Source organism: Streptomyces macrolidinus, from assembly GCF_023887685.1.
Classification (GTDB): domain Bacteria; phylum Actinomycetota; class Actinomycetes; order Streptomycetales; family Streptomycetaceae; genus Streptomyces; species Streptomyces macrolidinus.
This window is the reverse complement of record NZ_JAMWMR010000012.1, coordinates 75,137-86,918: the sequence shown is the minus strand read 5'-3', so window position 1 is coordinate 86,918 and position 11,782 is coordinate 75,137. Positions and strand designations below refer to the sequence as shown.

11 protein-coding genes are annotated in these 11,782 nt (G+C 72.8%); 4 read left to right on the top strand and 7 right to left on the bottom strand.

Going from position 1 to position 11,782, the window contains the following annotated elements; translation table 11 throughout:
* Positions 1-60: 60 nt before the first annotated feature.
* Positions 61-1,218 (bottom strand): AI-2E family transporter, encoded by a 1,158-nt coding sequence (locus NGF19_RS15805; RefSeq protein WP_372505662.1) that lies wholly within the window; start codon positions 1,216-1,218, stop codon positions 61-63.
* 263 nt (positions 1,219-1,481) lie between these two features.
* On the opposite strand from NGF19_RS15805, the gene NGF19_RS15800 reads away from it, so the two are divergent.
* Complete coding sequence (locus NGF19_RS15800; RefSeq protein ID WP_252425539.1) at positions 1,482-3,218, top strand: sensor histidine kinase; 1,737 nt, start codon at positions 1,482-1,484, stop codon at positions 3,216-3,218.
* Here the strand turns inward: NGF19_RS15800 and NGF19_RS30980 are convergent.
* From NGF19_RS30980 to NGF19_RS15780, 5 genes are all read right to left on the bottom strand, one after another.
* Complete coding sequence (locus NGF19_RS30980; protein ID WP_308288489.1) at positions 3,142-3,513, bottom strand: hypothetical protein; 372 nt, start codon at positions 3,511-3,513, stop codon at positions 3,142-3,144. The two genes, NGF19_RS15800 and NGF19_RS30980, sit on opposite strands and share 77 nt — an antisense overlap.
* The gene (locus tag NGF19_RS30975; RefSeq protein WP_308288488.1) at positions 3,510-4,160 is read right to left on the bottom strand and encodes a hypothetical protein; all 651 of its coding nucleotides are present in this window, start codon (positions 4,158-4,160) and stop codon (positions 3,510-3,512) included. Before NGF19_RS30975 ends, NGF19_RS30980 begins: the two co-directional genes overlap by 4 nt.
* 158 nt (positions 4,161-4,318) lie before the next feature.
* Positions 4,319-5,005: a response regulator gene (locus NGF19_RS15790; protein WP_252425538.1), complete on the bottom strand. Its 687-nt coding sequence runs from the start codon at positions 5,003-5,005 to the stop codon at positions 4,319-4,321.
* A gap of 147 nt (positions 5,006-5,152) precedes the next feature.
* On the bottom strand, positions 5,153-5,875 hold the full coding sequence (locus tag NGF19_RS15785) for a CBS domain-containing protein (RefSeq protein ID WP_252425537.1): 723 nt from the start codon (positions 5,873-5,875) through the stop codon (positions 5,153-5,155).
* An 80-nt stretch (positions 5,876-5,955) separates the two neighbouring features.
* Entirely contained in the window at positions 5,956-6,414 is a 459-nt protein-coding gene (locus tag NGF19_RS15780; protein ID WP_252425536.1) for a cyclic nucleotide-binding domain-containing protein, read from the bottom strand.
* A gap of 169 nt (positions 6,415-6,583) precedes the next feature.
* Here NGF19_RS15780 and NGF19_RS15775 point away from each other — a divergent pair, with 169 nt between their 5' ends.
* Complete coding sequence (locus NGF19_RS15775; protein WP_252425535.1) at positions 6,584-7,483, top strand: universal stress protein; 900 nt, start codon at positions 6,584-6,586, stop codon at positions 7,481-7,483.
* Positions 7,484-7,508: 25 nt separating this feature from the next.
* Here NGF19_RS15775 and NGF19_RS15770 read toward each other — a convergent pair whose 3' ends face one another.
* Positions 7,509-7,964, bottom strand: coding sequence for a pyridoxamine 5'-phosphate oxidase family protein (locus NGF19_RS15770; RefSeq protein WP_252425534.1), 456 nt, complete (start codon positions 7,962-7,964; stop codon positions 7,509-7,511).
* Positions 7,965-8,365: 401 nt separating this feature from the next.
* On the opposite strand from NGF19_RS15770, the gene NGF19_RS15765 reads away from it, so the two are divergent.
* Entirely contained in the window at positions 8,366-9,289 is a 924-nt protein-coding gene (locus tag NGF19_RS15765) for a carbamate kinase (RefSeq protein WP_252425533.1), read from the top strand.
* 87 nt (positions 9,290-9,376) lie between these two features.
* Positions 9,377-11,758: a phosphoketolase family protein gene (locus NGF19_RS15760; protein WP_252425532.1), complete on the top strand. Its 2,382-nt coding sequence runs from the start codon at positions 9,377-9,379 to the stop codon at positions 11,756-11,758.
* Positions 11,759-11,782: the final 24 nt, after the last annotated feature.

Below are 11,782 nucleotides of genomic sequence, written 5' to 3'. Positions count from 1 at the left end.
ACTGAACACAGCGCGGGCCGGTCCCTCGGGACCGGCCCGTGTCGTATGCCGCGACAGGTGCTACGGGGGCGTGCGGCGCAGGGCCTGGACGACGGCCCAGACGACCGAGACGAGCGGCACGGCGACGATGGCGCCGATCACGCCCGAGACGATGCTGCCCGCGATCACGGAGACACCGACCACGAGAGGGTGCAGCCGGACCGCCCAGCTCATCACGACGGGGTGCAGGACATGGCCCTCGATCTCACCGACGACGACGATCAGCAGCAGCACCGCCCCGGCCGTGAGGGGCCCGCGCCCGGCGAGGGCGACGATGGTGGCCACACCGAGGGCGATGGGCGAGCCGACGAGCGGGATGAACGTGGCGAAGAACTCCAGCAGGGTGAGCGGGAGGGCGAGCGGCACCCGCAGGATGAGCAGGCCGATACCCACGAGGGCGGCGTTGAAGGCGGCCACGATGATGATGCCGCGGGTGTACCCGGCGAACGTCCGCCAGGCCGCGTGCCCCGCCCGGTCCCACACCGGCCGTGCGTCCTGGGGCAGTTGGTCGCGTGCCCAGCGCCACAGCCGTTCGCCCGAGTGGAGGAAGAAGACGGACGCGAAGAGCGCGAGCGCGATACCGGTGATCACCTCGACGACCCGGCCGAGGCCGCTCACCGCGCTGCTGAGGAGGTTCGTGCGGTGCGTGGACAGATAGTGGACGATCTGCTGCTGGAGTTCGGAGAACCTGCCGGGGCTGATCCGGAACGGCGGGCGCTCCAGCCAGTGTTCGATCTGCCGGATGCCGCCGCGGAACTCCCGGGACAGGGTGGCCCACTCGCCGGCCACCGCCTCGGCCACGAGGGCGAGCAGTCCGAGCAGCAGCAACAGGCTGCCGACCAGCGCGACGGCCACCGCGAGGGGACGGGGTGTCCACCGGCTCAGCAGATCGGTGGGCGGGCGCAGCACCGAGGCGATGATGAGCGCGAGGAACAGGGCCACCGCGATGAGCTGGAAGCGGCCGAGGATGGTGAAGACGCCGTAGACGACGGCACCGACGAGGATCAGGCGCCAGGCGTAGGCGGCGGCGACGCGCAGCCAGGGGACCACCGTGTGCCCGGCCGCACCCGAGGCGGGAGCGCGCCGGGGGCGGCGCGGGGAGGGGGACGGCCGGGTGCCGCGCGCCGGGCGCCGCCGCCTCGGTCCGGTGGCCGGACCTGCCGCATCCGCCACCACCACCTCCAGCGTCCGGACCGTCGGTCGTCTCCACAGCGCTGTCGTCTCAGCACAGAGCGTCGTCTTCTCAGCACAGTAGGGGCAAACCGGACAGGGGGCGCGATGAGCGGGCACCGGGAGGAACCTGTGGCACCCGGGGTGAGGGGTCGAGCGGCCGGTCCAGATGAGCGCGGGTCCTCGGTCGCGCGCGGCACCCAGTATCGTGAGGCCCTGAGAAGGTGCCGTCGATCCGCACCTTGACTGCGTGAAGTCGGTCGGAGGAAGCGATGAGCGGGGAAGGGCGCGTGCCGTCGGAGCAGCACCTGCCCAAGTTGCGGCTGGATGAGCTGCTCGACGAGCTGCAGGCCCGTATCGACGCGGCGCGGGGCACCCAGGACCGGGTGCACAACCTCCTGGAGGCCGTGCTGTCGGTCGGCCGGGAGCTGGATCTGCCGCAGGTGCTGCGGAGCATCGTCGAAGCGGCCGTGGTGCTCGTGGACGCGGAGTACGGCGCGCTGGGCGTCATCGGCGACGACCATATGCTCTCGGAGTTCCTCACCGTCGGCATCAGCGAGGACGAGCGCGCCCGGATCGGGGAACTGCCCTGCGGGCACGGCATCCTCGGGGAGCTGATCCGGCACCCGGAGCCGCTGCGGCTCGCCGAGCTCTCGGAGCATCCCGCCTCGTACGGCTTCCCGGCCCACCATCCGCCGATGCGCTCCTTCCTCGGCGTGCCCATCCGGGTGCGCGACCAGGTCTTCGGGAACCTCTACCTCACCGAGAAGCGCAGCGCCGGGGAGTTCGACGCCGAGGACGAGTCGGTGCTCTCCACGCTCGCGGTGGCGGCCGGTGTCGCCATCGAGAACGCCCGGCTCTACGAGGAGGCACGGCTGCGCGAGCGCTGGCTGAGGGCGAGTTCCCAGGTCACCAGCGCCCTGCTGTCGGGAGCGCCGAGCACGGGCGTGCTGGAGATGATCGTGGAGCGGGCGCAGGAGATCGCGTCCGCCGACGTCGGGATGATCGCCGAGCGGGTGCCCGGCGAGGACGTGCTCCAGCCGCTGCTCGCGGTCGGCCTCGGGGCGGAGCGCCGCCGCGGCTTCGTGATGTCCGGGCAGGACGGTTTCGTGGAGGCCGTCCTCGGCACCTCGGAGCCGGTGATCAGCGCCGACATACGCCAGGATTCCCGGATCGACCCGGGCTCGGCCCTGTGGACCGGGCTCGGACCTGTGGTCGGGGTGCCGCTGGGCGCGGGCGGCAAGTCCATCGGGGTGCTGCTGCTCGGGCGCGCGGAGAGCCGTACGCCGTTCACGGACGCCGACTCGGGCCCGCTGCTCGGGTTCGCCGGGCAGGCCGCGCTGGCGCTGGAGCTGGCCGAGCGGCGCCGGGACGCCGAGCAGATCGCGCTCTTGCAGGACCGTGACCGCATCGCCCGCGATCTGCACGACCTCGCGATCCAGCGGCTCTTCGCGGCCGGTATGACCCTGCAGAGCACACAGCGGTTCGTCGACCACCCCGAGGCCGTGGAGCGGCTGTCGCGGACGGTCGACGACCTCGACGAGACCATCAAGATCATCCGGTCCACCATCTTCGGGCTCCGCGCGCACGGCGGCGGCGGCGCCAAGGAGGAGGCCGGGCTGCGGATGCGGGTGTCCCAGGCGGTGACGGCGTCGGCCGGTTCGCTGGGCTTCAGCCCCGCGCTGCGGATCGAGGGGCTGGTGGACACCGATGTCCCCGGCGATGTGGCCGACCATGTGGTCGCCGTGCTCGGCGAGGCGCTGAGCAACGCGGCCCGGCACTCCGGCGCCCACGCGGTGGACGTCCATCTGCTGTGCGCGGACGGCGAGTTGAGGCTCACGGTGGCCGACGACGGCTGCGGGGTGCCGGAGAACGTCGCGCGCAGCGGGCTGCGGAACCTTCAGGAGCGGGCCCTCGGCCTCGGCGGCACGTTCACGCTGGGCGCACGTTGCGAGGGGAACGGGACGCAGTTGGTGTGGTGCGTGCCGGTGGCGTCGGCGGACGACTGACGGCACGGTGACCCCGGCCGGTGCCCGCTTCCTGCGCGGCGCGACGCGGTGACGGGGGCCCCTCGGGGCCGTAACCGAGGCGGAGCACCATCTGGGCGTGACCGGCCCCGCACGACCCGGGCCCGAGGCGAGCGCGCGGGCCGGGCCGGTCCAGCGCCTGGTCCAGCAGCGAGGTCCGCAGGCCGTGGGCCGTGGCCACCAGCAGGACCCGCTGCAGCGCCTGCCCGGCCCGCAGCCAGTCGATCCGCTCGTCGCCCGCGGTGGTCACCACGGCGAGCAGGGGCCGGGCCGTCACCGCGGCCGGATGCCGGTGGGCGGGCCCCGCCCGGGGAGGCGGTCCCGGCAGCCGCGCGGCGTGAGCGGCTCCGGCGGCTGCGGAGCGTATGTGCGGCTCCGCGCCGCCGGGTCGGAGTCCGTCGAGACACGGTGGTCCGCCTCCGAGGCCGGCTCCAGCAGGCGCTCGGTCTCCTCGGGCGTGGGGCGGCTCAGCAGCGCTCCCTCGGCGCGGGCGGCGGCGGCGAGTTCACCGAGCACGGCACGGGGCAGAGGCCTTCCGGAGAACGGGAAGCGGCTGCTGTGCCTGCGCCACAGGGCGTCGTACAGGCCGGGGGCCGGGACGTCCCCGCTGCCGCCGACGATCCGTACGGTGGCCAGCAGATCGGGTTCCTCGGGGCGGGGCAGCAGGCGCGTGACCGGCTCCCAGCCGAAGTGCGCCACCGCCACCCGCAGGTTGAGCACCGCGCAGCCCGCCGCGAGGTGCGGGGCGCGCCCCGCCGGGTCGGACGGGCGCGGCCCGCCGTCCGGCACGGCGCGTATCTCCAGCGTCACGGTGTCCGCGTCGAGCCGGAAGCGCCAGGGCCGCGTGGGGTGGATGCTGGGCGCGGCGACCGCGGCGGAGACCAGGGTCTCCAGGGCAGCGACGTCCAGACGCGCCGAGTTCATCGGGGCTCCTCCCCGCCCCGCGCAGAGGATCCGCGAGGCTGGTCGATGACCACTCCAGCGTCGCGTTCGGGGAGGGGGGACGAGCAGGGGCCATGCGGCCTCTCGCGGACCCTGATGACCCAAGAGGCCCGCACCCTGATGACCCTAAGGGGCCTGGGTCACCCGGACACCGGCGGTTCGAGCTGGGAGGCGAGGACCGCGGCCTGTACCCGGCGCTGGACGCCGAGCTTGGCGAGCAGCCGGGAGATGTGGTTCTTGACGGTCTTCTCCGACAGGTAGAGCTTCTTGCCGATCTCCCGGTTGGTGAGCCCGTCCCCGATCAGCGCCAGGATGTCCCGCTCGCGCGGGGACAGGCTGGCCAGTTCGGGCGCCATCGCCGGCTGCTCGGTGGTGTCCGCGCGCAGCGAGCGCATCAGCCGGGCGGTCGTCGCGGGGTCGAGCATGGACTGCCCGGAGGCGACGGTGCGCACGGCCGAGAGCAGGTCGGAGCCCCTGATCTGCTTGAGTACGTACCCCGAGGCGCCGGCCATGATCGCGTCCAGCAGCGCGTCCTCGTCGTCGAACGACGTCAGCATCAGACAGGCCAGCTCCGGCATCCGGCTGCGCAGCTCACGGCAGACGGTGATGCCGTCGCCGTCCGGGAGACGGACGTCGAGGACGGCGACGTGCGGGCGCACCGCCGGGCCGCGGGCGAGGGCGTGCTCGACCGTGTCGGCGTCGCCCACCACCTGGATGTCGGGTTCGGCGTCGAGCAGATCGGCCAGGCCGCGTCGTACGACCTCATGGTCGTCCAGCAGGAACACCCGAATCGGGTTCTGCTCGGTGAAGGTGCGTGCCTCGGCCATGAGGACCTCTCGTTTCCGGTGGAGACGGACTGCGGACCGCCCGTGCCGCGATCATCACCTGCCGAGGACCGGAGGCACTAGGGCCGACCGGCCCCAACGGTACCTCGGTGCTTCCTCGCAGGTGCTCCCACCTGGGGCTGGTCCCGGCTACGCCGTCCCGGCCGCCTCGTCCGCGAGGTCGAACTCCACGTCCACGACGCCCTCCACGGCGCGCGCCAGCCGCGCGACCACGGGCACCAGGGAGGTGTCCCCGAGGTGGCCGCCGAGCGTCACGACGCCGTCCTCCACGTCGACGCTCACGGCCGAGAGCGGCGCGGGGCAGCAGGAGCCCAGCACCCGCCGGACCTCCTCCGCGATCTCCTCGTCGCCGCGCAGGAACACCTTCAGCAGATCGCCCCGGCTGACGATGCCCTCCAGCATGCCCACGTCGTCCACGACGGGCAGCCGCTTGACCCGGGCGCGCGCCATGGTCCGTGCCGCCTGCGCGAGCGTCGCGTCGGCGCGGACGGTGACCGCCGGGGCGGTCATCAGATCGCCCGCCGTCACCGCGTCGGCCTTGGCGAGCGGGGCGTGGCCGTGCAGCCGGGCGAAGGGGCTGCTGCTCCCGCTGTCCGTCCCGGATTCGGCCGTCCCGGATTCGGCCGTCTCGGATCCGGTCAGGTCGGGCTCGTCGTCGCGGACGCCCTCCTTGGGCAGCAGGTCGGCCTCCGACACGACACCGACGACGCGGCCCTCGCCCTCCAGGACGGGCAGGGCGCTGGCCTTCCAGTCCTGCATCATCCGCACGATCTCCTTGAAGGACGCGCCGCGCCCGATGGCGGCGACCGTGTGGGTCATGACGTCGCTGACGATGAGCGGACCGCCGTGCATGACATCTCCTCGCCGTACGGATCAGCCGTACGAATCAGCCGTACGAATCAGCCCTACGAATCAACCGTCCGCCCTCCGCGTCAGCGCCCGCTGCCGTACGGGGCGTAGAGGTCCAGCAGCCGGGTCCGGGCCGAGTTCAGGCGGTGGGCGACGATCCCGCCCACCCACTGGGCGACCGCGAGGCCGAGGACGGGGTCGTCCTCGCACATCGAGCGGATCGCCGCCCCGTCGAACTCGTACGCTCGTACCGGCGTCGTCGCCTCGGCGCCCATGTGCCAGGCGTGCGGGGCGAACAGCCAGGACCAGCCGACGAGTTCATCGCGGCCGAGGGTCTCGATGACGGCGGCGCGACGGCCGGGCACATGCATGTCGAGATCGACCGTGCCGGTGCGGATGATCCAGAAGCGGTCCGCGCGCCCCCCTTCCTCGAACAGGCGTGCTCCTTGCGGGAAGGACACTTCACGGGCGGTGTGCATCAGCCGCTCGCGGTGCTCGGCGGGCAGCGCGCGCAGCATGCTGGTCGTCGTCGGAGCGTTCATCACAACCTCCTGATGCATCGGGACCCGACGTCTTCAGCGTGTCCCCGCGCCCCGGCACGGGCCATGGGCCACCCGGCCCCTCCTGATGAGTCTGTGCGGCCCTGCACACGGAGCCGTACCGTGAAGGAGGCTCGACCACGGAAGAGCCTGCACACAGGAGGTGCGCCGCATGGTCCGGTACGTCACCGCGGGGGTCGACGAGTCCGACGAGAGTCTCGCCGCCGCCCACTTCGCCGCCAGGGAAGCCATGCGCCGGGGCAGCACGCTGCGGCTCGTGCACGCCTGGCTGCCGCAGCCGAGCCCCGCCCTGGAGGTGGAGCCCACCTGGCGCGCGCTCGCGGAGCAGACCCTCGAACGGGCGGTCCGCAGCGTCCGTGCCGCGCGTCCCGAGCTGCCGCTGGAGGAGGTGCTGACGGGCGACTCCGCGGTCACCGCCCTGCTCGCGGCGGCCGAGGACTCGGAGGTCCTCGTCCTCGGCTCCCGCGGGCTCGGCCCCCTCACGGGGTTCGTGGTCGGCTCGGTGTCCCAGCGCGTCGTCGCCCGGTCCCCGCGCCCGGTGGTGCTCGTCCGCGCCGGGGAGACCCTCGTCGACGAACACCTGCCCGCCCCGGACGGGATCTCCCCCCACGAGATCCCCGAGATCCCGTACCTCGACGTCGTTCTCGGCCTGGACGTCGGGCAGCCCGCCGACGAACCGATCGGGTTCGCCTTCGACGCCGCCCGGCGGCGCGGCACGGTGCTGCGGGTGATCCACGCCCACCGCACGCCGGCCCACGCCGCCGTCGGCCGTACGGGCACGGCGCCCGAACCGGAACCGCTCGCCGAACAGGAACAGACCCTCGTCGCGATGCTGCGCCCCTGGCGCGAGAAGTTCCCCGACGTCCCGGTGACCGAGACCGTCATCGAAGGGCGGCCCGCCGTGGAACTCGTCCACGCCTCCGCCCGCGCCTGCCTCGTCGTCGTGGGGCGCCGGACGGGGGAGGCGCGCCTCGGTGCGCACGTCGGTTCCGTCGTGCACGCCCTGCTGCACCACGCCGAGTGCCCGGTCGCCGTCGTCCCGCACGCCTGACCGGCGGCGGGGCGGCCTCAGGGGGTCATGCCCCCTGGGGCGGGCAGAGCCGGACGCCGGTGACCAGGTCCGGGCGGATCCGGAACGTGTGATCCATGGTCCCGTCCACCCAGGGGCTCAACACCGAACGGAAGTAGGACAGTTCGTCCGGATCGGTCACCGGGAGCGCGTAGCCGGTGACCACGACGCTCCAGCCGAGATGGGTGACCGGGTCGATCGAGTCGGCCTCGTAGGCCACCACGACACCCCGGCCGTCCGTCTCCCGGGCCCGGGAGGTCAGGGCCGCGCCCTCGTGCGTACGGATGACCAGCTCGCCGTCGTGCAGGACATGGTTGACGGGACGGATCGTCGGCAGCGCGTGCCGGGTGAAGACGAGCCTGCCGAGGGACACCTCCCCCAACAGCCGCAGCGCCTCCACGGCGTCGATGCGGACGCTGTGACGGGGCTTCACGGCGGCGTGATCGGGGTTCTCGGTGTGCATGGCAGTCTTCCGTCGGGGCCTTGCCTCAGTAGGTCTCGCGGTCGGGGCGGCTGCCTCGCGCGACGGGCGGAGCGGCCTCCATGGAACGGCGTGTGACCCTGCTCCGGTAGGGCCGAACGGCCCTAAGGCCAGGGACGCACGGACCGTTCCGCGGGTGGCGGGCGCGCAGAAAGATCGTGTCCAGGACCGGCTCCTCGTGCGGCCGTCCCTCCCGCACCCGGCCGACGCCCGTGCCCGCCGGGGCACGGGGACGCCGCGCCCGGCGGCCACCGGCAACCCGGAGGGTCCGTTCCGAGCCGCCGCCCCGCGGGCGCACGGCGGGCGCCTCGGAACGGGCCCCACGTGAAGCCGACGCGCTCGCTGCCCGCCGTCCCCGCCCGTTCCTCTGGAGGACTGAAACCATGCGCATCGTCGTCGCTCTCGGCGGCAACGCCCTGCTGCACCGGGGCGAGCGCCCCGACGCGGAGGTGCAGCGGTCGAACATCGACCGGGTGTCCACCGCCCTCGCGGCACTGGCTCGTGATCACGAGATCGTCATCACCCACGGCAACGGCCCGCAGATCGGTCTGCTGGCCGTCGAGAGCGCCGCCGACCCCACGCTGCGCGCCCCCTACCCGCTGGACCTGCTCGGCGCGCAGACCGAGGGCCTCATCGGCTCCCTGCTCGTCCGCACCCTGCACAACGCGCTGCCGCAGCGCCGGGTCGCCGCGCTCGTCACCCACACCGTCGTCCGGGCGGACGATCCCGCCTTCCGCCGGCCGTCGAAGTTCGTCGGCCAGGTGTACTCCCCGGAACTCGCCCGGTCGCTCGCGCGTCGGCACGGTTGGCACATCGCGCGTGACACCACGGGCTGGCGGCGCGTCGTCGCCTCGCCCGCGCCCGAACTGGTCCTGGAGACCGAGACCATCCGCGACCTGCTCACCGCGGGCACGCTGGTCGTCTGCGCCGGCGGCGGCGGTGTGCCCGTCGTCGCCGACCCCGTCACCGGCGCGCTGAGCGGCGCGCAGGCCGTCATCGACAAGGACCTCACCGCGGCGCTGCTCGCCGAGGACCTGAAGGCGGACTTCCTGCTCATCCTCACCGACGTCCCCTACGTCTACGAGGGCTACCGCACCCCGGACCAGCGGCCCGTCATCGACATCACCCCCACCGAACTGCGCGGCGGCCGGTTCCCGGACGGCTCGATGGGCCCCAAGACGCAGGCCGCGGCGCAGTTCGTCGAGCGCACCGGGGGCCTCGCCGCGATCGGCGCCCTCGACGCGGCGTACGACATCGTCCACGGCAGATCGGGCACGCTCGTACGGCCCGAACTGCCGGTCGGCTGAACGTCGGAAGGCCGACGTACGCCCCGTATGGCAGGCTCGGACACCTGCCGTGCCCGATGAGCACCGTCGACGACTTGTGGAGTCATCATGGCCAAGGCCGAACACCACCGCGGCACCGCACTGACCGACGAGGAACTGCGCGCCCTCGACGCCCACTGGCGGGCCGCGAACTACCTGGCCGCCGGGCAGATCTACCTGTTGTCCAACCCGCTGCTGACCGAGCCGCTGCGGCCCGAGCACATCAAGCCGCGGCTGCTGGGCCACTGGGGCACCTCACCCGGGCTCAACCTCGTGTACACCCACCTCAACCGGGTCATCAAGACGCGAGGCCTCGACGCACTGTGCGTCTGGGGCCCCGGACACGGCGGGCCGTCCGTGCTCGCCAACTCCTGGCTGGAGGGCAGCTACAGCGAGACGTATCCGGACATCACGCGCGACGCGCAGGGGATGGCCGGACTGTTCCGGCAGTTCTCGTTCCCCGGCGGCGTCCCGAGCCATGTCGCGCCGGAGGTCCCGGGTTCCATCCACGAGGGCGGTGAACTCGGCTACTCCCTCACCCATGCCTACGGCGCCGCCCTCGACAACCCCGATCTGGTGGTCGCCTGTGTGATCGGCGACGGCGAGGCGGAGACCGGACCGCTGGCCGCCTCCTGGCACTCGAACAAGTTCCTCGACCCGGTCCACGACGGCGCGGTCCTGCCGATCCTCCACCTCAACGGATACAAGATCGCCAACCCGACCGTGCTCGCCCGCCTCCCCGAGCCCGAACTCGACGCGCTGCTACGGGGATACGGCCATGTGCCCCTCCATGTCACGGGCGACGACCCCGCCCAGGTCCACCGGGCCATGGCGGAGGCCCTCGACACCGCGCTGGACCGCATCGCCCTGCTGCAACGCACCGCGCGCGAAGGGGAGATGAAGGGCCGCGCGCCCTGGCCGATGATCGTGCTGCGCACCCCGAAGGGCTGGACCGGCCCGGCGGAGGTGGACGGCAAGCCGGTCGAGGGCACCTGGCGCGCGCATCAGGTGCCGCTGCCGGGGGTGCGCGAAAACCCCGAGCATCTGCGGCAGTTGGAGGCGTGGCTGCGCTCGTACCGGCCCGAGGAACTCTTCGACGCCGAGGGCCGCCCCCGCCCCGAGGTCCTGGCCTGCGTTCCCGCGGGTGCCAAGCGGCTGGGTGCCACCCCGCACGCCAACGGCGGCCTGCTCGTCCGCGATCTGCCCATCCCGTCCCTGGACACCTGCGCGGTGCCCGTCGACAAGCCCGGCGCCACCCTCCACGAGCCCACCCGAGTCCTCGGCGACCTCCTCGAACAGATCATGCGGGACACCGCGGTCCGGCGGGACTTCCGCCTGGTCGGTCCGGACGAGACCGCCTCCAACCGGCTCCAGGCCGTCTTCGACGCCAGTGGCAAGGCCTGGCAGGCGGAGACCCTGCCGGTCGACGAACACCTCGACCGGCACGGCCGGGTGATGGAGATCCTCTCCGAACACCTCTGCCAGGGCTGGCTGGAAGGCTATCTGCTCACCGGCCGCCACGGGCTGTTCTCCTGCTACGAGGCGTTCGTCCACATCGTCGACTCGATGGTGAACCAGCACATCAAGTGGCTGAAGACATCGAGGGAGCTGCCCTGGCGCGCGCCTGTCGCCTCCCTCAACTACCTGCTGACGTCGCATGTGTGGCGCCAGGACCACAACGGCTTCTCCCACCAGGACCCCGGCTTCGTCGACCACGTCCTCAACAAGAGCCCCGAGGTCGTCCGTGTCTATCTGCCGCCGGACGCCAACACGCTGCTGTCCGTGGCCGATCACGCCCTGCGCAGCCGGGACTACGTCAATGTGATCGTGGCCGGGAAGCAGCCGTGCTTCGACTGGCTCTCGATGGACCAGGCCCGCGTGCACTGCGCGCGCGGCGCCGGGATCTGGGAATGGGCGAGCAGCGAGAACGGCGGCGAGCCGGACGTGGTGCTGGCCTGCGCGGGCGACGTACCGACCCAAGAGGTACTCGCCGCCGCGCAGTTGCTGCGTCGCCACCTTCCCTCCCTCGCGGTCCGTGTGGTCAACGTGGTCGACATGACCCGGCTGCTGCCGCGCGAGGAACACCCGCACGGCATGACGGACTTCGAGTACGACGGCCTCTTCACCACCGACAAGCCGGTCATCTTCGCGTACCACGGCTACCCGTGGCTGGTCCACCGCCTCGCCTACCGCCGCACCGGTCACGAGCATCTGCATGTGCGCGGCTACAAGGAGTCCGGCACCACGACCACGCCGTTCGACATGGTGGTCCGCAACGACCTCGACCGCTATCGGCTGGTGATGGACGTCATCGACCGCGTACCCGGCCTGGCCGTGCGCGCCGCGGACGTACGCCAGCGGATGGTCGACGCCCGCACCCGCCACCACGCGTGGATCCGCGAGCACGGGACGGACATGCCGGAGGTGGCGGACTGGTCCTGGGGCGCGTGACGCGCATTCCACACCTTCAAGTCC